The following is a 25,089-nucleotide window of genomic DNA, read 5'->3' as shown; positions in this document are numbered from 1 at the left end:
TTTCAAGACCGCCATCGCGGGCAAGCCAGGCCCACAACTACATTTGGGCCAGGGACTTGAGGTAGTCGCCAAACCCGCCTCGGGCACGGCAGTCGAGGCGGCTGCTGGTGCTCACGCTGTTGGCGGCGGTCCAGACGATGCGTGCCCCGGTCTTTTGCAGGGCCTGGACCAAGTGCACATCCTCATGGGCGGGCAGGGGCGCGAAGCCGCCGGCGCGGCGATAGGCCTTGGCGCACACGCCCAGGTTGGCGCCGTGGATATGGCGGTGGCCGTCTTTGTCGTGATACAGGCCCTGGTAGCGCTGGCGCACCGCCACCGAATGCTCGGCCTGCCACTCATCGACTCGCACCGTACCGCACACGGCGTCGGCCTTGAACGCCAGTTGGTGCAGCAACCAATCGGCGGGCACCGTGCTATCGGCATCGGTGCAGGCCAGCCAGCGGGCGCCGCGCTCGAGCATATAGGCGGCGCCCGCGCCCCGGGCGTAGCCGACGTTGCCACGCTGCACCTCCAGGGTCTGCACGCCACAGGCCAGGGCAATATCCCGGGAGCCGTCGCTACAGGCGTCCAGCACCACCAGTATCTGGACTTCTTCCCCGGCGTCTTCGGCGTGGCGGGCAGCGTTGTTCAAGGCCGCCAGGCAGGTGCCGAGCAGGGCTTGTTCGTTATGGGCAGGGACGACGACGCCGATCATAGGGTGTGCTCGTTCAGGTCGATGGCAGAGGGTTGGCGGCACCACAGTTCCAGCAGAAAGTCGGGTTCTTCATGGCGCACCACCCGGTGCAACGGTAAGTGGCGCGCGAGCAAGGCATGGACCTGGTGCCCGGTTTGCGGGCAATCGGCGATCGGGTGCAACCAGTGGCAGGCCAGCAGGGTCCCGTCCACCGCCAGGCTGGCCACCGCGTGCTCCAGGGTGCGGCGCCAGTGCTCGGTATCCAGGTAGTAGCCCACTTCACTGAGCACGATCAGGTCGAACTGCCCCGGCGGCCAGTCGTCCGGCAGGTAACCGTGGAGCACACGGCAATGGGGCAGGGCGTGCAGGCGCTGGCGGGTAAGGTCGACGGCGGTGGCGCTGGCGTCCAGGCACAGCAAGTGCTCGCTGCGCTCGGCCAGGGCCAAGCTCAGTTCGCCATTGGCGCAGGCCGGCTCGAATACCCGGGGGTAGCGCTGCTGCCCCAGGCTGGCCAGGCACAGGTCGCGTTTGCGCTTTTCGTACCAGCGTTGGCGAAAGGCCCAAGGGTCTGGGCTGTCGTTAAACAGTTGCTCGAAGTAGTCGGCGGGTAGGCTCATAGAAAGATCAGCTCGAAGGGTTGTAACAGGCGCGCCAGCGCCGCGGGGGATAAAACAGGTGCCGCGCCGGTGGTGGCGTCCGGGCTCAGTTGGCTGGTATGCGCCGCGATGGCGTGGCGCTTAAGGGCCAGGCATTGCGGGTCGAGCATCAACTTGCGGGCGCGCAGCCAGGGCAAGCGACGGTCCTCTGGCTCGGCCCAGTGCCAGGCCCATACGGGAATTTCCATTAGCCGCGCATCGCACCGCCGGGCGGCCTCGGCACAGGCGCGACCTACCGCGTCATGGTCGCAATGGGCGTCGTGGCGCCAGGTGGTGAGCACCCGGTCGCCGGGGCGCAACAGGCCTTGCAGTTGTTCGGTCAATGCACCCTCCAGGGCCGGTACCTGCGTATCGGGCAAGCCCAGGCGGCGCCAATCGAGGCCGGGCAGGTGCAGGCCCAGCCGCTCCAGGGCATGGGCACTTTCCAAGGGCCGGGCCTGGCGCAGACGGCTGGCGGGCCAGGTCAGCGAGCACGGGTGGCTGCCTTCGCCATCGGTCACCGAAACCAGCAACAGCTGCTCTTCCTGGCCGGCAAAGCGGCTGAGCAAGCCGCCACACATCAGCACCTCGTCATCGGGGTGCGGTGCAACCACCACCAGCCGCCCGTCGTGCGGCAACAGCAGTTGTGCGGTGATGGTTGGCACCGCTTGCAAGGCGCGCGAGGCCTGCCATTGCGCCAGCGATGTGCCGGGGCCGCGGATCGGGTTGTCCCGGGCGTTGACGCCGCTCATAGGTTCCAGCTCACAGCGCTGGGGCGGGCCTGCTGGCGGCCCAATTCGGCAAGGTCACGCTCGGCGTGGCTTTGGCGAATGAACACTGGCAAGTCGGCGCTCAAACGGGCGAAGTGCGGGTTGCGGCAGAAGGGCGTCGCCCCCAGGGCCCGGCCGACGTGCCGCTGCACCTGCTCGACGGCGCTTTCGACCTGGGCGCGGGTGCGGCGCACGATGAGCTCGGCGTCGGCTTGCGGATGGGCGTCGATCCACGCCGCGCACTCGCGCAATGCGGCGCCGGCACCGCAAAGGGCGGCATCCACGGCGCCCAGGTGCGCCTCGGCGTGGGCATCGGGGGAACGCCCGCCACAGGCTTTACGCAGGTATTCGGCCAGGGCTTGCGCCGCGCCGTACCAGCACGCAGCAATCCCCGCACCGCCATGCCAGAAGCCGCGCCGTTGCAGGTACTCGCCACTGGCGCCAACAGGCTGGCCGATGGCCCCTTGCAGGGCGACGTTGACGCTGGCGGTGCCGGCCATGCCGCGGGCCTGCCAGTCCAGGCTGTGCATGCTCAAGGCCGGTTGGTCGAGGGAAACGGCCACCAGTTGCGGGCGGTCGTCCTGATCCCAAGCGGTGAGCAGCGCGTGGTCGATTTGCAAGGCTCCGGAGCACCAGGCCTTCACGCCTTCGAGCATCACCCTGTCGCCGTCCGCACCGACGATACGCACCCGGGCGCTGGGTGGCTCGGCGGCCCACACGCCCCAGATCCCGGGCTTATCCACTGCGCGAGCGTGCAATTCGGCGAGGATCGCCTTGGCGTCGGTGTGGCCTTCAAAGAGCTTGGCCAGGGCCAGGTCAGTGCCGCCGATCCGCGCCAGGGCCCGCCAACGGGCGAGCGTGTGGCCGCGCCCGGGCAAGGGCAAATCGGCGTGGCCGCAGTCGACGCAGCTCTGCATCATGCGCTGTAACGGGGTGTCGAGCTCCAGGGGCACGGGGCGCGAGGCGAACGCTTCGAGGGAGGCCTGGAGGCGTGGTTCGTCGTCGGCCTGTAGCGAGGTCATCGGTCAATCTCCTTAAGGGCGGGTTGCAGCGCGCGGCCGCTGATAACGCTATTGGGGTGTGCGTGCAGCACATCGAATTCGCTGAGGGGGCGGGCGGCGGCGTCGCGGGCTTTGACCAACAGCCATTGCTCGCTGCTGCCGGGCAGACCGGTGCGGTAGAGGCGCCATTGGCCGGTCAACTTGAGGCCATGCAGGGTGAAGCGCAGTTGGCCTTGGGCGTAGGCGGTGAAGGGGTCGCCCTCGGGCTGCCAAGTGCCACGGTCCCAGACGATCACATCGCCGGCGCCGTACTGTCCGGGGGCGATGCGGCCTTCGAAATCGGCATAGCCCAGGTCGTGGTCAGGCACCTGTACCGCTAGCCGGCGCACGGTGGGGTCCAGGGCGGGGCCCTTGGGGATCGCCCAACTCTTGAGCGTACCGCCCAGCTCCAGGCGCAAGTCGTAATGCAACTGGCGGGCGCCGTGTTTCTGGATGCAGTAACGCAGCCTTTGCGCGGGGGTAGACATGAAAGACCTCGATGATGGACACGGCTCTTAAGCTCTGTGAGACGTGGCCGTTAGCGGAGTTCAATCGGATTCGTAGCAAGCGAGCCTGCCTGCGCAAGGGGGCATAGCGGTCGTCAAAAAGTCCAGGCGCCGCATTGCTGGAACGGGCGCTGCGCACCCAGCGCCGGCGAGCCCGCTTGCTACAGCAGGTGAAGCAGAGGGGCAGGATTTTTTCTGAACTAGTGCCGTTGCCCATGCACCTAAATGTCGTGAGCCTAAATTGTGCACATTGTGTTGTTTTCTGACCTTTTGGAGGGACGACATGACCCACCCTGGAATTTCCCAGTTGGAGTTGCGGCAAATCATCGAGTCGGCTTTTTTGCCCCAGCGTTGTGTGTGCACGTCGCCGGATAACCGCTCGTTCACAGTGCAGTTTTATGCCGAGGACGGCCATAGCGTGGTGTTGACGGTGACGGGGATTGCCATTGATTCATTAACCAGCCAACAGGCGCTGGCCGCGTTGGTGGCGGATTTACGCATGGATTTGAGCCAGCGCTCGGGCGATGAGGCGGGTATGCCGCTGCGCAGTCTTTAGCGCTGCCCTGTGGGAGCTAAGCCTGCTCGCGATGGCGATCTCAAGACCGCCATCGCTGGCACGCCAGGCGTCTACGGCTCCAAGCACCGCTTGCGCCGCTGGCGCAACTCCACCACTTGCCCCGCCGCCGCTGGCTCTTCCAACAACGCCGCCAACACGTGCAACTGCCCGTTAAGCCATTTGATCGAACCTTGCGGGTTGCCAATGTCGAACGGCATCTTGCCGCTGGCAATCAGGGCCATCGCCAGTTGCCAGGCTTTGCTCTGGGCATCCATCTCAAGCCTCCTGTGCAACGGCGCTGCGTTCGCGCAGTTGCACGGCGCGCATGCGCGGCGATTGTTGGATGAGGCGCAAGTGGTCGATGGCTTCGGCGAACTTCAGGTCGGCCTTGCGCCGCAGCGCTTGGTAGTGGGCGAACGCCTCGGCGTCGAGCGTGGGCGCGTCCAGCAGGTCCAGGGCGCACTGGCTCAGGGCGTTGGCCTGGTGGAAGAGGCGGTGGTTCTGTTCCAGGGCAAAGGCCCGGCAGGTGGGGGTGGTGAACAGCGCGTCGTGGGCAAGCATTGCATCCTCCTTACCTTTTCAAGATCCCTTCGCGTGGCGGTGCCAGGGGCGCTTTGGGCGGTGAGTACCGGGCGTTCGGTGCCACGGTTAAAGCTGTGACTGCGGCGGCGCGGGGCGGACTGCAAAAATTAACCTGTGAAAATTGGTTCGGTTGGCGCGGAATTTTCACTCAGTTGAATCGATTATTTCGATTGTTCGCCGGGCCCTGGCGCCATCCGGGCCTTGGCCTGCTAACTGCATCGCCAGGTTCCGCCTGGTCGGCCAAGGGCAATTGCGCTGAACTTTTAACGTGCGCACCGGTTCGGAACTTAGGCGGCTCGGCCAGCGCCTGCATAACCCACCCAAAGCGTCTGCGGGCGTGAAGGAGCGATGTTCGATGGCTGAAGATCAAGCACGTTTTGAACCCTTGTCCCTGTCCGAGGCCTTGTTGCTGCCGCGCATCGCTATCGAAAACGTGATGCCCACCCTGGACGGCGGCCACTTCGCCGCCAAGGCCGTGGCCGGGCAGGAGGTGCAGGTGAGCGCCACGGTATTCGCCGACGGCCATGAACAATTGGCAGTGGTGGTGCGCTGGTGTGGGCCGGGCGCGGGGCCGTGGCAGGGCGCAGCCCTGACGGAGCTGGGCAATAACGCCTGGCAGGGTGGCTTTGCGGTCGGCGAGCCTGGGCTGTACGGCTTTTATATAGAAGCCTGGATCGACCGTTACCTGAGCTTTTGCCATGAGTTGGAAAAAAAAGCCTTCGCCGGGGTGGCCGTGGATCTGGAGCTGCAAGAGGGGCGCGAACACCTGCGCCTGGCCCGGGAACGCAGCAGCGGCGAGGTGGCCGAGCAGTTGGCCAGCGTGCACCAGCGGCTCGGGCAGTCACCTGCCGATGAGCAAGTGGCCCTGCTGCTGCAACCGGCCACCCAAGCCCTGATGGCCCAGGCCGATGTGCAGGCGTACCTGAGCCGTAGCCCGCATTTCGCCTTGGATGTAGAGCGTGAGCGGGCGCAGTTCGCCAGTTGGTATGAGCTGTTTCCCCGCTCCAGCACCGACGACGCCCGCCGCCACGGCACCTTCAACGACGTGCAGCAACGCTTGCCGATGATTCGTGATATGGGCTTCGATGTGCTGTATTTTCCGCCCATCCACCCCATCGGCCGCCTTCACCGCAAAGGCCCGAACAACGCCCTCACGGCCGGCCCCGACGACCCCGGCAGCCCTTACGCCATTGGCAGCGCCGAGGGCGGGCACGAGGCGATCCACCCGCAACTGGGCAGCCGCGAGGATTTTCGCCGGTTGGTGGCCGCTGCCGCCGAGCATGGCCTGGAAATCGCCCTGGATTTCGCCATCCAGTGCTCCCAGGACCACCCCTGGCTCACCGAGCACCCGGGCTGGTTCAACTGGCGCCCGGACGGCAGCATCCGCTACGCCGAGAACCCGCCGAAAAAGTACCAGGACATCGTCAACGTCGACTTCTACGCCGCCGACGCCGTTCCCGGCCTGTGGTTGGCCCTGCGCGACATTGTACTGGGCTGGGTGGCCGAAGGGGTCACGCTGTTTCGCGTCGACAACCCCCACACCAAGCCGCTGCCGTTCTGGCAATGGCTGATCGCCGATGTGCGCGCCCGCGAGCCGCAGGTGATCTTCCTCGCCGAGGCCTTCACCACACCGGCAATGATGGCGCGCCTGGGCAAGGTCGGTTATTCCCAGAGCTACACCTACTTCACCTGGCGCAACACCAAGGCCGAGTTGGCGGCGTACTTCGAAGAGCTCAACCAGTCGCCATGGCGCGAGTGCTACCGGCCGAACTTTTTCGTCAACACCCCGGACATCAACCCGTTTTTCCTGCATGACAGTGGCCGCGCCGGGTTTCTCATCCGCGCCGCGCTGGCAACCATGGGGTCGGGGCTGTGGGGCATGTACAGCGGTTTCGAGCTGTGCGAGGCGGCGCCGGTGCCGGGCAAGGAGGAATACCTGGACTCGGAGAAATATCAGATCCGCCCCCGCGACTACAGTGCGCCGGGCAACATCATCGCCGAGATCGCCCAGCTCAACCGTATCCGCCGCCAGCACCCGGCGCTGCACACGCACCTGGGCCTGGAGCTGTTCAACGCCTGGAACGAGCAGATCCTGTATTTCGGCAAGCGCAGCCCCGACGGCAGCCACTACGTGCTGGTGGCCGTCAGCCTCGACCCGCACAACGCCCAGGAGGCGCATTTCGAGCTGCCGCTGTGGCGCCTGGGCCTGCCCGACGACGCCCACACCCGGGGCGTGGACCTGATGAACGGCCACACCTGGACCTGGTATGGCAAGACCCAGTGGATGCGCATCGAACCCTGGCACCAGCCGTTCGGTATCTGGCGCCTGGAAACCCTTTAGCCCTTCGCCCTCGCACGCTTTTTTCCCCGACCAGCAGGAGTCTTTCATGGCCAGGAAACCCCGTTCGGCAGCCTTTATCAACGACCCGCTCTGGTACAAGGACGCGGTGATCTACCAGGTTCACGTCAAGTCTTACTTCGATTCCAACAACGACGGCATCGGCGACTTCCCCGGGTTGATCGCCAAGCTCGACTACATTGCCGACCTGGGGGTGAACACCATCTGGCTGTTGCCGTTCTACCCCTCGCCACGGCGCGACGACGGCTACGACATCGCCGAATACCGCGGCGTGCACAGCGACTACGGAACCATGGCCGACGCCCGGCGCTTTATCGCCGAAGCCCACAAACGCGGCTTGCGCGTCATCACCGAGCTGGTCATCAACCACACCAGCGACCAGCACCCCTGGTTCCAGCGTGCGCGCAAGGCCAAGCCCGGCTCCAAGGCCCGCGACTTCTACGTGTGGTCCGACACCGACGACAAATACGACGGTACGCGGATCATTTTCCTCGACACAGAAAAGTCCAACTGGACCTGGGACCCGGTGGCCGGCCAGTACTTCTGGCACCGTTTCTATTCCCACCAACCGGACCTCAATTTCGACAACCCCCAGGTGCTCAAAGCCGTGCTGTCGGTGATGCACTACTGGCTGGACATGGGCATCGACGGCCTGCGCCTGGACGCCATTCCGTACCTGATCGAGCGCGACGGCACCCACAACGAAAACCTGCCCGAGACCCACCAGGTGCTCAAGCGCATCCGCGCCGAGATCGACGCCCATTACCCCGACCGCATGCTGCTGGCCGAGGCCAACCAGTGGCCGGAGGACACCCAGTTGTACTTCGGCGACGTCCACGGCGCTGATGGCGACGAATGCCACATGGCCTTCCACTTCCCACTGATGCCGCGCATGTACATGGCCCTGGCCCAGGAAGACCGCTTCCCCATCACCGACATCCTGCGCCAGACCCCGGAGATCCCGGCCAATTGCCAATGGGCGATTTTTTTGCGCAACCACGATGAGCTGACCCTGGAAATGGTCACCGACAAGGAGCGCGACTACCTGTGGAACTTCTACGCCGCCGACCGTCGCGCGCGGATCAACCTGGGCATCCGCCGGCGCCTGGCACCGCTGATGGAGCGTGACCGCCGGCGCATCGAGTTGCTCAACAGCCTGCTGCTGTCGATGCCCGGCACGCCGACTCTGTATTACGGCGATGAAATCGGCATGGGCGACAACATCTACCTGGGCGACCGCGACGGCGTGCGCACGCCGATGCAATGGTCCATCGACCGCAACGGCGGGTTCTCCCGCGCCGACCCGGCCAGCCTGGTGTTGCCGCCGATCATGGACCCGCTCTACGGCTATGCCTCGGTCAACGTCGAGACCCAGGCCGGCGACCCCCATTCGTTGCTCAACTGGACCCGCCGCCTGTTGGCCGTGCGCAAGCAGCAAAAGGCCTTTGGCCGGGGCAGCCTGCACATGCTTTCGCCGAGCAACCGGCGCATCCTCGCCTACACCCGCGAGTACACCGCGCCCGACGGCCACCACGAACTGATCCTGTGCGTGGCCAACGTCTCGCGCACGGCCCAGGCCGCCGAACTGGAACTGTCCGCCTACGCCGGGCGGGTGCCGGTGGAAATGATGGGGGGCAACGCCTTTCCGCCCATCGGCCAGTTGCCGTTCCTGTTGACCCTGGCGCCTTACGGCTTCTATTGGTTCCTGCTCGCCGACCAGTCACGCATGCCCAGTTGGCACGTGGAGCCGGCGCAAAGCCTGCCGGAGTTGCTGACCCTGGTGCTGAAAAAGCGCCTGGAGGAACTCCTCGACGCCCCGGCCCGCGACACCCTGGAGCAACAGGTGCTGCCCCAATGGTTGGCCAACCGGCGCTGGTTCGCCGGCAAGGACAGCGCGGTAGGCGCGGTGCGCATTGCCTACGGCGTGCGCTTCGGCGACCCGCACCACCCGGTGCTGCTCAGCGAAATCGAAGTGGGCGATGCCCGCTATCAACTGCCGTTCGGTTTGTTGGCCGAAGACCGGATCAACAGCGCCTTGCCCCAGCAACTGGCCTTGAGCCGGGTACGCCGTGGCCCGCAAGTGGGGCTGATTACCGATGCCTTTGCCCTGGACACCTTTGTTTTGGCGGTGATCCAAGCGTTGCAGGCGCGCACCGTGCTGACCCCCCAAGGCGCCGGGCAGATTGCGTTCGAGCCGGGGCCGGGGCTGGCTGAACTGGGCCTGGATGGCGAGGCCTCGGTGCGCTACCTCTCGGCGCAGCAGTCCAACAGCTCGGTGGTGGTGGGTGAATGCCTGGTGCTCAAACTGATCCGCCAGGTCAGCGCCGGGGTACATCCGGAGCTGGAGATGAGTGCGTTCCTCACGGCAGCAGGCTTTGCCCATATCTCGCCGCTGCTGGGCTCGGTGGTGCGCCGCGATGACCAGGGCCAGGAGCACTTGCTGATGATCGCCCAGGGTTACCTGAGCAATCAGGGCGACGCCTGGACCTGGACCCAGAACAACCTGGAGCGGGCGATCCGCGATGAGTTGGCCGACGCGGTGTCCGAGCACGAACAGCACTTCAACGCCTTGGGCGAACTGGCCGACTTTGCCGCGATGTTCGGCCAGCGCCTGGGGCAGATGCACAGCGTACTGGCGGCGCCCAGCGACAACCCGGACTTCACCGCCCGGCCCTTGAGCGCCAAGGACACCCAGGCCCTGGCCACTCAAGTGCGCCAGCAACTGGAACAGGCCTTGGACCTGCTGGAACAGCACCGCGACAGCCTGGAGGCGGCGGACCAAGCACGGGTCACGCGCCTGCTCAAGGGGCGCAAGGCGGCGTTGGCGCGCATCGACACACTGGCCCGGGCGGTCAAGGGCGGCCTCAGCCTGCGGGTGCACGGCGACCTGCACCTGGGGCAGGTCCTGGTGATTCACGGCGATGCCTACCTGATCGACTTCGAGGGCGAGCCAGCACGGCCACTGGCCGAACGCCGGGCGCGGCACAGCCCGTACAAGGACGTCAGCGGGGTGCTGCGTTCCTTCGACTACGCCGCGGCCATGGCCCTGAACAGTGTGCAGGGCGTGGATGCCTCACCGGCTGCCGAGACTGCCCGTGAGCGGGTGGCGCAGCGTTACCTCAAAGACTCGCAACAGGCCTTCCTCGACGCCTACCGCCTCGCTACCCAGGACCTGGCCCATGGCTGGGAAGCGGCAGGCGAAGACGCGGCCCTGGCCCTGTTCACCCTGGAAAAAGCCGCCTACGAAGTCACCTATGAAGCCCGCAACCGCCCCGACTGGCTCAGCGTTCCCCTGCGGGGGTTGGCCGCGTTGCTCTAAGTTTGGGCTGCCCGACACACCGCCATCGCGAGCAGGGCTCGCTCCCACGGGTTCTGCTGTGGCCAGTCCGCTGCCTTCCCTGTGGGAGCGGGCCTTGCCCGCGATGAGGCCAGTCCAGGCAATGCAGCTATCGCGGCTGGAATGCTGCCATCGCGAGCAGGGCTCGCTCCCACGGGTTCTGCTGTGGCCAGTCCGCTTCCACGTCTGGTGTGGCCGGCCCGCTGCTCCTGCAGGGGAGGGGGTATTGGGGGCAGCGGTTACTCAAACGGCGATCAACAGGTTCACCGGCATCTGCGTTAGCACCTGGCTGACCGGCAAAAGCTCGCCTTGGGCTATTAGGCGGGTGGCCCACAAGCCTTTCCAGCGCGAGTCCCGCAGGGCGGGCGGTAGGTGGATGCAGGTTTCGCCCCAACTCGCCGGCGGGATGTGGGGCTGATCGCCTAGCCACCCGGCCACCCAGCGTGGCACCACCACCAACGCCCATTGCCCTTGCCAGTGGCGGGCGAAGGCGACGATGTGTTCGGCGCGGGGGCCTTGCACCCTGAGAGGTTGGTAGTCGCCACGACGAAACAGTTCGCTGTAGTGCCGGCGCACACCCAGGCTTTGGGCGATCAGGGCCTGTTTGATGCCCCCGTCGCGCCAGTCGCGCAGCAGGGTGGTGATGTCCGCTGGCTGGGCGCTGGCCTGGCGACGCAGGGCGAAGTCCACTGGGCGGCGGTTGTCCGGGTCCACCAGGGAGAAATCCCAGCGCTCGTTACCCTGGTACAGGTCGGGCACGCCGGGGCAGGTGTTGCGCAACAGCACCTGGGCCAGGCCATTGACGGCCCCGGCCGGGGCGATGGTCTCAACGGCGCGGGCCAGCGCCTGGCGCAGCGGCGCGCCTTGGGGGCTGTGGAGCAGGGCATCGAGAAAGTCCTGGCAGGCCTGTTCATAGTCGGGGTTGGGGGCGTTCCAACTGCTGTGCAGTTTGGCTTCGCGCAGGGCCTTGATCTGCCATTGGCCGAGGCGCTCGCGGTAAGCGGCCACGGCGCGGGTGTCGGCCAGGTCCAGCTGCAGCGGCCAACTGCCCAGCAGCGTCTGGTAAAGCATCAGCTCATCGCCGGGCGCCGGGCCCAGTTCCGTGCGCAGGGGCGCGGCCAGCGTGCGCCAGTGGGCCAGTTGCTCGGCGTACCAGTCGCTGCGTTCACTGAGCACCGCCAAGCGGGCGCGGGTGTCTTCGCCGCGCTTGTGGTCGTGGGTGGCGCTGGTGAGCAGGCTGTCGGGGAACTGGTGCAGGCGCTGCTGGCAGGCCTGGTGAAAATCCTCAATCGAGGCGCTGAAGCGCTCGCTGGTGAAGCCCACGTCATTGCGCGACAGCAGCACCGCCGAGCGATAGAACGCGGTGTCTTCCACCGCCTTGGCGGCGGTGGGCGCGGTCAGTTGGGCAAACCGCACGCAGGCATGGCGCAGCAGCTTGCGCGAGCGGCCGGCCGGGCGCTCGCGCCAGGGCTGGCCGCCGAGCCAGTGCTCCAGGTAATCGAGCACCGGCCAGTCGCCTTCGCCGAGGGTCTGGCGCGCACCGTCCAGGGCCTGCTGGAAGAAACGTTGATCCTGGGCGCTACGGCCACGGGCGCTGACGTAGGGGCGGTACACGGTGTAATGCACGATCAGCGCCTGCAACGCCCGGCGGATCGCGCCCAGGGTCAGGTCGCGGCTCATCAGGTCGTCCCGGGCCACTTGCAGCAGGGCTTGGGCCACGCTCTCGAAGTCGCCGCCGAGGCTGCCATTGAGCACCTGTTGGCGGGCCAGTTGCACTTCTTCGGCAAAATCCGCCGCTCGCCCGCTGTGCTCGCTCCAGAGGCGGGCCAGGGGTTCGGCGCCCGCCGGGTGGTGTTGCAGCAGCGATAACTGGTTCATGAACTCATAACCGGTGGTGCCATCCACGCACCAATCCGCGGGTAGTTGTTCGTGGTCGCCAAGGATTTTTTCCACGTAGATCGGCACATGCCGCCCTGGCACCAGGGCATCGACGCGTCGGCGCAGTTTGCGGCAGTACCCGCGGGGGTCAGCGAGGCCGTCGATGTGGTCGATGCGCAGGCCATCGATCAAGCCTTCGCCGAGCAACTGGAACAGCTTGGCGTGGGTGGCCTCGAACACCGCCGGGCGCTCCACCCGCAGGCCGCCCAGTTCGTTGATGTCGAAAAACCGCCGCCAGTTGATGTCATCGGCGGCGGTGCGCCAACTGGCGAGGCGATAGTGCTGGCGTTCGAGCACGCGGTGCAGGCGCGCAAAGCCCTCGGGGGTGCGCGAATCGAAGCGTTGCAGGTGGCCGAGGATCGCCTCGGCGGCCGCCGGTGCGTGGGCGGCGTGGGCCAGTTCCTCGCGCAGTTGCGCGGCGCGGGCGTGGGCGTCGGGGTGCCCGGCCAGTGCCGCGAAAGCCTCGCCCAGGTGCGCCAGGGTGGCGGGTAACAGGGTGGGGTAGTCGTCGGGGCAGATGGGGAAGCGGTGCTGGTAATGGCTGACATAGAAACCGCCATTGGCGGGGTCGAAGCGCAGCACCACGTCCCCTTGCTGCAAGGCCGCACCGTAGTCGCTGCCCAGGAAGGGCACGAGCAATTGGCCGGAGAGCAAGGGGTCGGGGGAGTGCCACTGGATATCGAAGAATTCACTGTAGGGGCTGCGCCGGCCCCACTCCAGCAGGTCGAGCCACCAGGGGTTATCGGCACCGCCGACCGCCATGTGGTTGGAGACGATGTCCAGCACCAGGCCCATTTCATGCTCGCGCAGGGCGGCAACGAGGCGGCGCAACGCCGCTTCGCCCCCCAGGCGCGGATCGACCCGGGTCGGGTCGACCACGTCGTAGCCGTGCATGGACCCGGCCCTGGCGCTGAGCAAGGGTGAGGCATACACATGGCTGATGCCCAGGTCGGCGAAGTAGGGCACCAGCGCGGTGGCGTCGTCGAGTTGGAAGCCTTCATGAAATTGCAGGCGCACGGTGGCGCGCAGGGGCGTGTTCACCAGGTGGGGTCCTCCGGTAGCGGGGCGGCAAGGGTGGCGATGGCGCTGTGGGCGGGCAACTGCGCCAAGGGCGGTTGCGCGGTGCTGTGGGCCAGCACTCGGGCATGGGGGGCGCTGCGTCGGGTGACCGGCGCCACGCCCAGGTTAAGGTCGATTTGCAGCACGCTGCCGTCCCCCAGGCGCCAGCGCGCACTGACCGCGCCTGTGCCCAGTACCACCGCGCCCAGGGCCTGGGTGCCCGGCAGGTGCGGGGTCAGGTGCTGTTGGCGCACCTTGAGCAGGTGGTGGTGCCAGGCCAGCATGGCCTGTTGTTCGGCGCTGGCCGGCGCGCCGGGGCGCGACGCCTCGAACGTGGCACGGGCGTTGGGGTCGGGAATGGCGGCGCGGCGCTGGGGGTCGGCAAAGGCCGGGAACCCGGCGAACTCATTGCGCCGGCCGTCACGCACGGCGTCGGCCAGTTGCGCGTGGTGGTCGGTGAAAAACAGGAAGGGTTCGCTGGCGGCCCATTCATCGCCCATGAACAGCAAAGGGATCATCGGCGAGAGCAGCAGCAACAGGGTCGCCGCCCGCAATGCCGGTGGCGGGCACAGCTGTGAGAGGCGCTCGCCGAGGGCGCGGTTGCCGACCTGGTCGTGGTTCTGCAAGAACAGTACGAAGGCGCTGGGGGGCAGGTGCCCACTGGGTTCGCCCCGGGGCCGACCGTGGCGGTCGGGCTGGCCCTGGAAGGCGAAACCCTGGCTCAGGCAACGGGCCAGGTGTTCGGTGGGCCGTTCGGCAAAGTCGGCGTAGTAGGCCTCGGTTTCCCCGGTGAGCAGCACATGCAGGGCGTTGTGGCCATCGTCGTTCCATTGGCCGTCGAAGCTCAACGCTTGCAAGGTCGGGTCAAGCAGGCTGGCCTGGTTGAATTCGTTTTCCAGGGTCAGCCACACCTGGCGCGCCGGGTCCAGGTGCTGGCGTACCTCGCGCGCCAAGTCGTGCAGGAAAGTGCTGTCGTCGATGGCATGCACCGCGTCCAGGCGCAGGCCGTCGAAGCGGTAGTCCTGCAGCCACATGCGCGCGTTATCGATGAAAAACTCGCGCACCGGGCCTTGCCGGTAGTCGATGGCCGCGCCCCAAGGGGTGTGTTTGTCCTCGCGGAAAAACGCCTTGGCGTACTGGCCCAGGTAATTACCGTCGGGGCCGAAGTGGTTGTAGACCACATCCAGCAGCACCATCAGGCCATGGCCGTGGGCGGCGTCGATCAGGGCCTTGAGGTCGTCGGGGCTGCCGTAGGCGGCGTGGGGCGCGTAGAGCAGCACGCCGTCGTAGCCCCAATTGCGGGTGCCGGGAAATTGCGCCAAAGGCATCAGCTCAATAGCGGTCACGCCCAACGCGGCCAGGCGCGGCAGGTGTTCCACCACCGCGCCATAGCCACCGAGGGCGCCGACATGCAGCTCGTAGATCACCGCTTCATGCCAGGGCCGCCCGCGCCACTGCGGGTGCTGCCAGCGGTAGGCGTCAGGGTCGATTACCAGGCTGTAGCCGTGTACATCCGTGGCCTGGGCGCGGGCGGCAGGGTCAGGCACGGGGTGTTGCTCGTCGATCACAAAGCGGTAGCGGCTGCCCACACCCCAAGGTGCGTCCAGCTCATACCAGCCGTGGGCTGCGGGCAGCATCGGCAAGCGTTCGCCGCTGTCGCGTTGCAGGCTGACACTGCGGGCGTCGGGGGCCCAGAGGGCAAAACGGGTGTGGGTCGGGCTCAAGGGCCAGGCGCCATGGCGCGGGCCCTGGGGTGACCTTGATGGCATGGGTCGATACCTCCAGGTCGCAAGGGGCGGGGCGCTTGCCCCGTACCTTTAACCTGACCCGGAGGCTTTTCAGAAGTTTCGAGTTTTTCGGGCGGCCTAACCCTAGGCAAGGCCTGCGGGGGGTGTGTTGGCAACGCAGCGTAAGCAAAACCCCAGGCAAGGGTGCCTACACCCTACGACCCACCCAGCCTTACACCCAAAGTGGCGCCCCCGGTCTTACGCCGCTGTGGCCGCTCCACCCGCGCCAGGCCAAAGTAGCGGCCTTTCGCCGCCAAGGCAGCATGGGAGCCCCCTGCGGCCCTTCTGATAATTGCCTCCGACAACTCGTCCCCCGTTTGCGGAGCGCGCCATGTACAACAATAAGAAATTGCGGCACCCCATCTTGCCGGTGTTTATCGCCAGCCTGTCCACCCTGGGCCTGAGTTCGGCGGCGCACGCCGAAATCATGCTGTACGACAAAGACCAGACCACGTTTTCCACCGACGGCTACATCAACGCCTTTTACGTCAACAGCGACGTGGACCGCGCCGGCGAGCAGTACGACCGCCGTCAGTCACGGGTAAAAATGGGCTTTTTGCCCAACTACCTGGGCTTCAACATGGGCAAGCAGGTCGATGACCTCAAGCTCGGCGCACGGGCGTCTTTCTGGGTGACCATCAACGACAGCGAAACCAACGGCACCGACACCGCCATCGACGTGCGCCAGTTCTACGGCACCGTGGCCAATCCCGAATGGGGCGAGGTATTGATCGGTAAAGACTTTGGCCTGTTCGCCCGCTCCAACATCCTGCTCGACGAAATGCTCGCCGGCTACGGCCAGGTCAGCGACAGCCTGGGCCTGGTGGACGGCGGCGGGGTGTCGTTCGGCAACATCGGCACCGGTTACCCGTACCCGTTCCCCACCTCGCAAATCACCTACCGCACGCCAGTGATGCAAGGCCTGCGCGTGGCCGTGGGCATCATGGACCCGGTGGACACCAACGACGACAGCGCCCTGGGCAAGGCCTACCAGGAAAACCCGCGCACCGAGAGCGAGATCACGTACCAGTTCGACCTCGGCGGGGCGAAGATCTACAGCTGGCTCAACGGCAGCTACCAGACCTCTGACAACACCGACCCGAGCGTGCAGTCGGTCACCTCCAAAGGCGTCGGCTACGGCGTGCAGGCGAAAATGGGCGGCTTGTCCTTGACCGGTTCGGGGTTCCAGGCCAAGGGCATCAACCCGTTCTATACCAACAACGCTGGCGAGGCGACGCTGCGCGAGGTGGACAGCGACGGCTACCTGCTGCAAGGCTCGTACAAACTGGGCAAGAACCGCTTGGCGCTGTCTTACGGCAAGACCAAGGATGACGGCAACGGCGTGGTCGGCACCGGCGCCGACTACGAAACCCGCGGCATCGCGCTGTTCCACGAGATCAACGCCAACCTGCAACTGGTCGCCGAATACAACCAGTTTGAAATCAACGGCCACGACAACGACCTGCAAAACGAAGACACCGACACCTTCGCCGTAGGTGCCGTGCTGACCTGGTAAGCGCAACTGAACCGGCCCCGCCGTGCGCATCGCGGCGGGGCCGGTTTTTTTGTAGTGGAGGGGAAGCCACAAGCCACAAACTTGTAGCTCGCAGCTGTGCCCCCCTATATCGAGTAGTGGCGCAGTTCGCGCGCAATGACCATGCGCTGGATTTCGCTGGAGCCCTCGTAGATTTGGGTGATGCGGGCGTCGCGGTAGTAGCGCTCTACGGGGTAGTCCTCCAGGTAACCGTAGCCGCCGTGGATCTGCATCGCCGATGAGCAGACTTTTTCCGCCATTTCCGAGGCGAACAGTTTGGCTTGGGAGGCCTCGGACAGGCACGGCTGGCCGGCGCTGCGCAGGCGTGCGGCATGGAGGATCAGCAAGCGGGCGGCGTTGAGGCGGGTGTGCATGTCGGCCAATAGGTTGGCGATGCTCTGGTGTTCGATGATGGCTTTGTCGAACTGCACCCGTTGGCGCGAATAGGCCAGCGCGGCTTCAAAGGCTGCGCGGGCGATGCCCAGGGCCTGGGCGGCGATGCCGATGCGCCCGCCTTCAAGGTTGGACAGGGCAATGGCCAGGCCTTTGCCCCGTTCGCCCAGCAGGTTGGCTTCGGGGAGGGTGCAGTTGCTAAGAGTCACGGCGCAGGTGTCGGAGGCGCGGATGCCCATTTTGTGTTCGGTGCGGTCGACGATGAAGCCCGGGGTGTCGGTGGGCACGAGGAAGGCCGAGAGGCCTTTTTTACCCAACTCTGGGTCGGTGACGGCAAAGACGATGGCCAGTTTGGCGCGCTTGCCGTTGCTGACAAACTGCTTGGCGCCGTTGATGACCCACTGGCCGTCACGCAGTTCGGCGCGGGTGCGCAGGTTGTGGGCTTCGGAACCGGCCTGGGGCTCGGTGAGGCAGAAGCAGCCGATGGTCTGGCCGCTGGCCAGGCCGGGCAGCCAGGCTTCTTTCTGGGCTTGGCTGCCGTAGTTGAGCACCGGCCCGCAACCCACCGAGTTATGGATGCTCATCAGCGCTCCGGTGGCGCCATCACCGGCGGAGATTTCCTCCACCGCCAGGGCGTACGCCACGTAGTCAACGTAGGTGCCACCCCATTCCTCGGGCACCACCATGCCCAAAAGGCCCAGTTCGCCCATCTTCGCCACCAGGGCGTCATCGATCCACCCGGCCTTTTCCCAGGCCTGGGCATGGGGGGCGATTTCACCGCGGGCAAAGTCGCGGGCCATGTCGCGGATCATCACTTGTTCTTCGCTCAATTCCAGGTCGTGCATGGCTCAGCTCCCTCGTTGGTCAAAACCATGGAAGAACGCCGCCACCCGCTGGCCATCGAGGCCTTGCAAGGTGGGCGGGTTCCAGCGTGGGCGCTTGTCTTTGTCGATCAGCAGGGCGCGCACGCCTTCGATCAGGTCGCCGCGCTCGAACCATTGGCGGTCCAGGTGCAGTTCCAGGGCAAAGCAGTCTTCCAGGCTCAAATGGCGGCCACGACGCAGCATTTCCAGGGTCACGGCCATGGCCAGTGGCGAGCGGCTTTCCAGCAGGGTGGCGGTGGCCAGGGCCCACTCGTGGCTGTCGCCGACGGTGACGGCGCGCAGTTGCTCGACGATGGCGGGCATGTCGGGCAGGGCGAAGAAGTGGTCGATGGCGGTACGCAGCGCCAGCAGAGGCGCGTCGGGCAGGGTTTGCACCGCCAGGGTGGCGAGCAGGCCTTGCAGGTCTTTGAGGGGGTTGGCGTGCCAGATCAGGCTGTCGAGGCAGCCATCCAGCAGTTCCAGTTGGCTGCTTTGCAGGTACCAGTCAGCCAAACCGCAATACAAGGCGTCGGCGGCGCGGATCTGCACGCCGCTGACGCCCAGGTAAACACCCAGTTCACCGGGAATGCGCGGCAGGAAGTAGCTGCCGCCCACATCCGGGAAGTAGCCGATGGCCACTTCCGGCATCGCCAGGCGGCTGCGCTCGGTCACCACCCGCAGATCGGCGCCTTGCACCAAGCCCATACCGCCGCCCAGGACGAAACCGTCCATCAGGGCCAGGATGGGTTTGCAGTAGTGGTGGATCGCCAGGTCGAGGGCGTATTCCTCGACGAAAAAGTCTTCGTGCAGGGTGTCGCCCGCCTTGAAGCTGTCATACAGCGAACGGATATCGCCGCCGGCGCAAAAGGCCTTTTCGCCGGCGCCGCGCAGCACCACCGCGTACACGGCCGGGTCGTGGGCCCAGGCGTCGAGTTGGCGGTGCAGGCTGCGCACCATGTCCAGGGTGATGGCATTGAGGCCGGCGGGGCGGTTGAGGGTCAGGTGACCGATATGGTTGCGCACCTGCGCCAGTACCTGGGGTTGGGGGGTGTCCAGGGCTTCCCGGACCTGGGACGGAACCTCAGCAGTCATCACTAACTCCCTGCTTTTATTGTTTTTTATAGAAGTGTTCGCGGGCGAACGATCCCGGATCGTAACAGTGCAAATTTGCCTTGTACAACCGTGATAAGTGCAGGTCAGCTGTGCATTTTTGCAGGGTGAGCGGCGTTCAGAGGCGCTTGGCCAGCACCTCGCCGACGCTGCGCCGGCGGGCATGGCGCTCGCTGGCGTGGATCAGTTGCTCCAGGTCTTCGGGGGTGACGTCGAAGAATTCCTGCATGTCCTGCAGGGCGTTGTGCAGGTCGGCGGCGGTGATGGCGGCCGGGTCCACGGGCGCATGGTCGGCAGGCACCATGGCCACCGGTTCAGCGTGGCTTTTGGGATAGCGCACCCGCGTCAGGTTGTTGTAGGCCAGGGCGCTGAGCACCATGCACAGGGCACCAAGCATCACCGGGCCGAGGGCCAGCCAATCGAGGGCGACGGTGGCGGGGTCGGCCACCACCATAATCAGGCTCAGGGCACCGGCCGGCGGATGCAGGCAGCGCAGGGCACACATCAGCAGCAGCGCCAAGCCCGCGGCGAGGCAAGCGCTGCCCAGGCTGCGGCCCAACGCATGAGCAACCAACAACGCCACCACGCCGGCGCAGGCGTAGCCGCCCAGAATCGCCCAGGGCTGGGCCAACGCGCCGGACGACACGGCGAACAGCAGCACCGCCGAGGCGCCCAAGGGGCCGATCAGGTGCAGCGCCACGTCTGGGCCAAACACCTGGGCACAGGCCCAGACGCTGAACAGCGTACCCAAGGCCATGCCGATGGCGGCGCGGGTCCATTCGGTGGGGCGGGTGTTGAGGGCAGCGGGGAACCAACGAGCGAGCATGGCGAGGACGATCCGGTACACGGGGCAGGGCAAAAAAAGGGTTGCCAGGCAAACCGGGCAACCCTTGGGAAATGTTCCAACTATTGGGGGAGGAACGGCGCGCAGTGTGCCAATCTGCCGCACCTGTGACTAATTCATATTAATGCTGCTTAAGTGCAGTTTTTTTGCATTTGCGCCGTCGCTTCAACGGTAGACCGGCAGCGGCGGGGCGACTTGCTTGCCCAGCACTCGCTCGCGGCTCTCACTGCTCAGCAGCGCGCGCTCGAGGTTTTCGCGCAGTTCGGTACGTTCGCCCAAGGGCCCTTTGAGCGCCACCAGGGCGTCGCGCAGGGCACGCAGGCGCTGCAACTGTGGCAGGGGCACGCTGAGTTCCGTGTAGCCGTCCGCCAGCGCGGGCCGGTCCAAGGTCAGGGGAGAGGGATTTGCACAGCGATCGAGGAACAGTTCTTCAGACATTGGAGCGCCTACGTTTGACTGAGAAGGAACGGGCGGCAGACGGTATTCACAAAAAAGGCAACCTGGTTTTTTGTAAGTCGCTTTTGCCGGCCAATTATGGGCCGGTGAACAGCCACTCATAGATGGCAGTTACCGATATCCTCGTAAGATTTTTCTCTGAAGGATTAACCGCGTGGGAAACCTGCAAACTGTCTGGAATCACCGTCTGACAGGCATTTGGCGCGGCCCATAAAGTGTTGAAAAACGAATATGGATCAATACTTTGTTTACATAATCTGAAATGCTTACGGGTTCATTTACAGAGGCCGGGACCACGTATCACGGCCGCGCATTTTTCATTTAAGGCCTGCTCCGCTTGACTGACTTACTTCAACCCCACTGCCTCCCTGCCGGTGCCCACGAAGCCAACCCGCTGACGCTGTACCTGGCGCGCCTGGCGCCCTCGAGCCAACTGACCATGCGTTACGTGCTGCAAGACGCCGCTGATCGCTTGGGTTTTGATGAACTCAATATCGACGAAATCCCCTGGCACCAGTTGCAACCGGCGGATGTGGTCGCCCTGGTGGCGGCGCTGCGCGAGGACGGCTATGCGCCCAACACCTCGTCGCTGTACGTCAACGCCGTGCGCGGGGTGATGAACGAAGCCTGGCGCCTGAGCCTGATAAGCCAGGACCACCTGCTCAAGATGCGTTCGGTCAAGGCCATGGGTGGTACGCGCCTGGCCCAGGGGCGCAACCTCAAGCGCAGCCTGATCCAGGAACTGATGGCCGTGTGCGCCGCCGACCCGCGCCCCCAGGGCCTGCGCGATGCAGCGGTGATCGCGATCCTGTATGGCTCGGGCATGCGCAAGTCCGAATCGGTGAACCTGGAACTGGGCCAGCTCGATTTCAGCGAACGCAGCCTGCGGGTCACCGCCAAGGGCAACAAGCAACTGGTCAAGTACGCGCCCACCTGGGCCTTCGCCAAACTGACGGCGTGGCTGGAGTTTCGCCGCTCCCAACTGCCCGAGGGCCAGGCCGACGACCCCTTCCTGTTCAACCGTATCCGCCGGGGCAGCCACATCACCCGCGAGCGCATCACCAAACACGCGATCTACTACATCGCCCGCCAGCGCGGCGCCCAGGTGGGGGTGAAGATCATGCCCCACGACTTTCGCCGCTCGTTCATCACCCGGGTGATCGAGGAGCATGACCTGTCCATCGCGCAAAAACTGGCGCACCACACCAACATCCAGACCACCGCCAACTACGACGTGCGCGACGATAACGAACGGCGCCGGGCCATCGACCGTTTTGATCTGTAGGGTCCGCAACCGGGGATAGGCATGGACAGAGGCGAGCCGCCGTCCCTATGCTGGCGCGACTTTATAAAAACAATCAAAACGCCATGACTCGCATTTCTCTGCTTCACGGGCTCGGCCATTGGCTGGCCCGCCCCCATCGCAGCCTGGTAGCGCGCTACACCTTGCTCTCGGTACTGGTGATTAGCATCGCCCTGGTGACCCTGGCGGTGCTCTATGAACAACTGGCCAAGGACTTGCTCAACCGCTTGACCGGCGAGCGTCTCGACGCCCAGGCATTGTCCACGGCCAACCGCTTGTCGTCGTTCCTCGACGACCGCTTCTACCAGCTCTCGGCCTTGTCCAACCACCCGAACATGCCGGGTTTTATCGCCACGCCATCGGGCTCGGGCAGTGATGTGGAGTCGCTGCTCAAACTCGAAGCGGACTCCCCATTCCTCTACGGCGTGCTGTTTTTCGACGAGCATGACCGTTTGCTCAACGTACTGCCGGGGCAAGCGGCCTCCGGCGAGCCGTACTGGACGCGGCGCGACTGGTCGATCAGCGGCCTGCCGGTGGCGCGGGTCGGCGATGTCGAAGTGATCGGGCCCTTGCTGGCCGGCCCGGGGCGCTCCGGTGGCTTTCTGATCCGCAAGACCATCCGCAACGGCCGTACCGACCACCGCGTGCGCATTGCCTTGCACCTGCGCCTGGCCTCGCTGACCGAGTTGCTGGTGAGCGCCGGCATGAGCGGTGTGGTGGCACCCCTGCTGCGGGTGCCGGGCGGGGCGTTCATCGACCCCACCGGGCGCCAGGTGCAAGCGCCGAAGCAGTGGCGCGACGGCCCGCAGATCATTGCGGGCTGGCAACTGGTGTTCAGCGTGCAACCGGGGGCCATCCTCAAACCGCTGAACGATGCGCGCTGGTGGCTGTATTGGGTGGCGGCGGGCTTTATCGCCTTCATTGTGGTGGTGTTCTTTACCCTGTCGCGGCAGTTGCGCGCACGGGTCAGCACCCTGTTGCAGGGCGCCCAGCAGTTGTCCATGGGGGACCTGAGCTACCGCCTCGCCGAGCAACCGCGGGACGATGAAATCAGCCATGTGGCGCGGGCCTTCAATGTGATGGCCGAGCGCCTGGCCGATGTGCTGGACCGCACCGTGCGCACGGAAAACCTCGCGGTGCTCGGCACCTTCGCCACCGGCGTGGCCCATGAAGTGCGTAACCCCTTGGCCACCATGAAAACCACCGTACAAGCCTTGCTACGCCGCGAGGAAGAACCGGAGCGGCGCCACTTGCTGACGGATTTGGGCAAGGAAATCGACCGTTTGAGCCACGTCACCAGCGACCTGCTGGAATATGGCCGGCCACACCCGGCCCAGCCCCGGGCTGTTGCGGTTGAACCCCTGTTCGAGCAGGTGGCGCGGCGGGTGGCGGCCGACATGCAGGCCCGCGGCGTGACCCTGCACTGTCGCGCCGAGGCGGGCCTTGAGCTGTATGTGGACCCAGACCAAGTCCAGCAGATTTTGCTCAACCTGTGCCTCAACGCCTTGCAGGCCAGCCAGCCCGGCGACGGCGTGCAATTGCACGCCCAGGCGCGGGGCGAGCGGGTGCGGGTCACGGTGATCGACCAGGGCTGCGGCATCCCGGCGGGCGACTTGCAACAGATCCGCCAACCGTTTTTCACTTCCAAGGCGCGCGGCACCGGGCTGGGGCTGAGCATCTGCCAGCAACTACTGGAGGCCAACGGTGCGCCCATGGACATTATCAGCACACTGGGCGCGGGCACTGCGGTGACCCTGGATTTCTGCGCCCCACCTGGGAAAGAGGCGAAGTGACCCCCCGATGTCTGACATTCACGTACTAATCGTCGACGACGAAGAAGCGCTGGTGCGCTCCTTGAGCTACGCCCTGCGCGCCGAAGGTATGCGCATCAGTGCCGCCAACAGCGGCGAGGCGGCCCTGGAGTTGCTCAGCGGCGAGCACACTGATATCGATATCGTCCTGCTGGACTTGGGCCTGCCGGGCATCGATGGCATCGCCACCCTCGAAGGCCTGCGCCAACGCCACGCGCACCTGCCGGTCATCATGATCTCGGCCCATGGCGATACCCGCGCTGCCGTGCAAGCGGTGAAAAGCGGCGCCACCGATTACCTGACCAAACCTTTCGAGCTCGATGAGCTGCTGGCGGTGATCGCCACCACCCTGGCCCTGGTGCACGTGCCAGCAGCCCCCGGGCAGGGCGAAGCCAGCGCTGAACTGGCCGCCGGCCTGCTCGGCCACAGCCCGGCGATGCGCGCGCTCCATGAGGCGGTGCAGCGCATCGCGCGCAGTTCGGCCACGCGCATCCTGCTGCTGGGGGAGTCGGGCACCGGCAAGACCCTGGTGGCCCAGGCCCTGCACAACCACAGCGCGCGGGCCGCCCAGGGTTTTGTCGAGGTTAACTGCGCGGCGCTGCCGGAGCAGTTGATCGAGGCCGAGTTGTTCGGTTCGGAAAAGGGCGCCTACACCGGCGCCCATCAAAAGCGCGCCGGGCTGGTCAGCCAGGCCAATGGCGGCACCTTGTTTCTCGATGAAATCGGCGAGTTGCCCCTGGCCCTGCAAGCCAAGCTGCTGCACTTTCTGGAGAACGGCAGTTACCGCGCCGTAGGCGCCAACGCCGCCAGCCACGCCGATGTGCGGGTGGTGGCAGCGACCAACCGTGACCTGGCCGAGGACGTGCGCCTGGGGCGGTTTCGCGAAGACCTGTTCTACCGCTTGAACGTCATCACCCTGGACATTCCCGCCCTGCGCGAGCGCGGCGAGGATGTGCTGCTACTGGCCCAGCACTTTGCCCGCCGCCAGGCTGCGGAGGAGGGCGTGGAGCCGATCCGCTTCGCCGCCGACAGCGCCACCGCGCTGGTGCACCACCGCTGGCCGGGCAACGTGCGTGAGCTGAAAAACCTGGTGGAGCGCCTGACGATCCTCAGCCCCGGGCAGCTCATCAGCCCCGACCTGCTGCCGCTGCCCCCGCTGGGCGCCCAGGACGCCCCCCAAGTGTTGGGCGACCAACTGGAGCGCGCCGAGCGCGACCTGGTCAGCGATGCCCTGAGCCGCACCGCCGGCCACAAGGGCCTGGCCGCCAACCTGCTGGGGATTTCCCGGCACGCCCTCAAGCGCCGCTTGCAGCGCCTGGGCCTGGGTTGAGCGCAAACCGCTCAACCGCGCGCAAGGGTTGAGCGCTTAGCGCTCAACGGCGTGCTCGCGTGGCCATAAACCTCTGTGGCAGCGAGCCTGCTCGCGATCGGGAACATCACCCCCCACAGCCCTGATGCCCTCGCGAGCGGGCTCGCTCCCCCCGGCCGTCATGGCTGTGCCAGCATCCTGGCACAGCCCTTGCTCTATCCCTT

General features: G+C 65.9%; 19 protein-coding genes and 1 pseudogene. 7 read left to right on the top strand and 13 right to left on the bottom strand.

All coding sequences use genetic code 11. The annotated features are described in order from the left end of the window. Positions 1–37: 37 nt before the first annotated feature. The 5 genes and pseudogenes from AC19YT_RS06445 to AC19YT_RS06425 all read right to left on the bottom strand — a co-directional run. On the bottom strand, positions 38–694 hold the full coding sequence (locus AC19YT_RS06445) for a glycosyltransferase family 2 protein (RefSeq protein ID WP_095108275.1): 657 nt from the start codon (positions 692–694) through the stop codon (positions 38–40). Continuing rightward, positions 691–1,290: a class I SAM-dependent methyltransferase gene (locus AC19YT_RS06440; RefSeq protein WP_500609957.1), complete on the bottom strand. Its 600-nt coding sequence runs from the start codon at positions 1,288–1,290 to the stop codon at positions 691–693. Before AC19YT_RS06440 ends, AC19YT_RS06445 begins: the two co-directional genes overlap by 4 nt. Beyond that, on the bottom strand, positions 1,287–2,060 hold the full coding sequence (locus tag AC19YT_RS06435) for a PIG-L deacetylase family protein (RefSeq protein WP_095108277.1): 774 nt from the start codon (positions 2,058–2,060) through the stop codon (positions 1,287–1,289). Before AC19YT_RS06435 ends, AC19YT_RS06440 begins: the two co-directional genes overlap by 4 nt. Then, positions 2,057–3,100, bottom strand: coding sequence for an acyl-CoA dehydrogenase (locus AC19YT_RS06430; RefSeq protein ID WP_500609956.1), 1,044 nt, complete (start codon positions 3,098–3,100; stop codon positions 2,057–2,059). Before AC19YT_RS06430 ends, AC19YT_RS06435 begins: the two co-directional genes overlap by 4 nt. 20 nt (positions 3,101–3,120) lie before the next feature. Continuing rightward, a pseudogene (locus AC19YT_RS06425) lies at positions 3,121–3,630 on the bottom strand (DNA polymerase ligase N-terminal domain-containing protein); the annotation flags it as partial. Positions 3,631–3,907: 277 nt separating this feature from the next. Between AC19YT_RS06425 and AC19YT_RS06420 the strand changes: the two are divergent. Next, a complete protein-coding gene (locus AC19YT_RS06420; protein WP_095108280.1) occupies positions 3,908–4,180 on the top strand; it encodes a DUF1652 domain-containing protein in 273 nt (90 codons plus the stop codon). Between the two features lie 71 nt (positions 4,181–4,251). Here the strand turns inward: AC19YT_RS06420 and AC19YT_RS06415 are convergent, their stop codons facing one another. Together AC19YT_RS06415 and AC19YT_RS06410 are read right to left on the bottom strand one after the other, a co-directional pair. After that, positions 4,252–4,455 carry a hypothetical protein gene (locus AC19YT_RS06415; RefSeq protein WP_095108281.1) on the bottom strand — a complete coding sequence of 68 codons (204 nt, stop codon included), beginning with the start codon at positions 4,453–4,455 and terminating at the stop codon, positions 4,252–4,254. A 1-nt stretch (position 4,456) separates the two neighbouring features. Beyond that, positions 4,457–4,741 (bottom strand): hypothetical protein, encoded by a 285-nt coding sequence (locus AC19YT_RS06410; RefSeq protein ID WP_095108282.1) that lies wholly within the window; start codon positions 4,739–4,741, stop codon positions 4,457–4,459. Positions 4,742–5,117: 376 nt separating this feature from the next. Between AC19YT_RS06410 and AC19YT_RS06405 the strand changes: the two genes are divergently transcribed. Together AC19YT_RS06405 and treS are read left to right on the top strand one after the other, a co-directional pair. Next, positions 5,118–7,103, top strand: coding sequence for an alpha-1,4-glucan--maltose-1-phosphate maltosyltransferase (locus AC19YT_RS06405; RefSeq protein ID WP_500609955.1), 1,986 nt, complete (start codon positions 5,118–5,120; stop codon positions 7,101–7,103). Between the two features lie 46 nt (positions 7,104–7,149). Continuing rightward, positions 7,150–10,440: a maltose alpha-D-glucosyltransferase gene (treS, locus tag AC19YT_RS06400; protein ID WP_500609954.1), complete on the top strand. Its 3,291-nt coding sequence runs from the start codon at positions 7,150–7,152 to the stop codon at positions 10,438–10,440. A 261-nt stretch (positions 10,441–10,701) separates the two neighbouring features. Here the strand turns inward: treS and AC19YT_RS06395 are convergent, their stop codons facing one another. Together AC19YT_RS06395 and treZ are read right to left on the bottom strand one after the other, a co-directional pair. Then, positions 10,702–13,437: a malto-oligosyltrehalose synthase gene (locus tag AC19YT_RS06395; protein WP_500609953.1), complete on the bottom strand. Its 2,736-nt coding sequence runs from the start codon at positions 13,435–13,437 to the stop codon at positions 10,702–10,704. Then, positions 13,434–15,224, bottom strand: coding sequence for a malto-oligosyltrehalose trehalohydrolase (treZ, locus tag AC19YT_RS06390; protein ID WP_500609952.1), 1,791 nt, complete (start codon positions 15,222–15,224; stop codon positions 13,434–13,436). The genes AC19YT_RS06395 and treZ overlap by 4 nt, the downstream gene beginning before the upstream one ends. 349 nt (positions 15,225–15,573) lie before the next feature. Between treZ and AC19YT_RS06385 the strand changes: the two genes are divergently transcribed. Further along, positions 15,574–16,758 (top strand): porin, encoded by a 1,185-nt coding sequence (locus AC19YT_RS06385; RefSeq protein ID WP_095108287.1) that lies wholly within the window; start codon positions 15,574–15,576, stop codon positions 16,756–16,758. A gap of 104 nt (positions 16,759–16,862) precedes the next feature. On the opposite strand, the gene AC19YT_RS06380 is transcribed toward AC19YT_RS06385, so the two are convergent. From AC19YT_RS06380 to AC19YT_RS06365, 4 genes are all read right to left on the bottom strand, one after another. Then, a complete protein-coding gene (locus AC19YT_RS06380) occupies positions 16,863–18,014 on the bottom strand; it encodes an acyl-CoA dehydrogenase family protein (protein ID WP_095108288.1) in 1,152 nt (383 codons plus the stop codon). Positions 18,015–18,017: 3 nt separating this feature from the next. Continuing rightward, positions 18,018–19,124 carry an enoyl-CoA hydratase/isomerase family protein gene (locus AC19YT_RS06375; protein ID WP_500609951.1) on the bottom strand — a complete coding sequence of 369 codons (1,107 nt, stop codon included), beginning with the start codon at positions 19,122–19,124 and terminating at the stop codon, positions 18,018–18,020. Positions 19,125–19,260: 136 nt separating this feature from the next. After that, positions 19,261–19,968 (bottom strand): HPP family protein, encoded by a 708-nt coding sequence (locus AC19YT_RS06370; protein WP_500609950.1) that lies wholly within the window; start codon positions 19,966–19,968, stop codon positions 19,261–19,263. A gap of 183 nt (positions 19,969–20,151) precedes the next feature. Then, a complete protein-coding gene (locus tag AC19YT_RS06365) occupies positions 20,152–20,424 on the bottom strand; it encodes a type VI secretion system contractile sheath small subunit (protein WP_095108291.1) in 273 nt (90 codons plus the stop codon). A gap of 355 nt (positions 20,425–20,779) precedes the next feature. Between AC19YT_RS06365 and AC19YT_RS06360 the strand changes: the two genes are divergently transcribed. The 3 genes from AC19YT_RS06360 (at position 20,780) to AC19YT_RS06350 (ending at position 24,886) form a co-directional block, all read left to right on the top strand. Then, positions 20,780–21,727 (top strand): site-specific integrase, encoded by a 948-nt coding sequence (locus AC19YT_RS06360; RefSeq protein ID WP_500597873.1) that lies wholly within the window; start codon positions 20,780–20,782, stop codon positions 21,725–21,727. An 83-nt stretch (positions 21,728–21,810) separates the two neighbouring features. Beyond that, positions 21,811–23,538, top strand: coding sequence for a sensor histidine kinase (locus AC19YT_RS06355; RefSeq protein WP_500609949.1), 1,728 nt, complete (start codon positions 21,811–21,813; stop codon positions 23,536–23,538). 7 nt (positions 23,539–23,545) lie between these two features. Continuing rightward, complete coding sequence (locus AC19YT_RS06350) at positions 23,546–24,886, top strand: sigma-54-dependent transcriptional regulator (protein ID WP_095108292.1); 1,341 nt, start codon at positions 23,546–23,548, stop codon at positions 24,884–24,886. The last annotated feature ends 203 nt before the right edge of the window (positions 24,887–25,089 follow it).

The sequence above is a fragment of the Pseudomonas sp. MF08875 genome (assembly GCF_059862525.1).
Note: the sequence above shows the minus strand (reverse complement) of the source record. Positions and strands in the feature narration are given on the sequence as shown.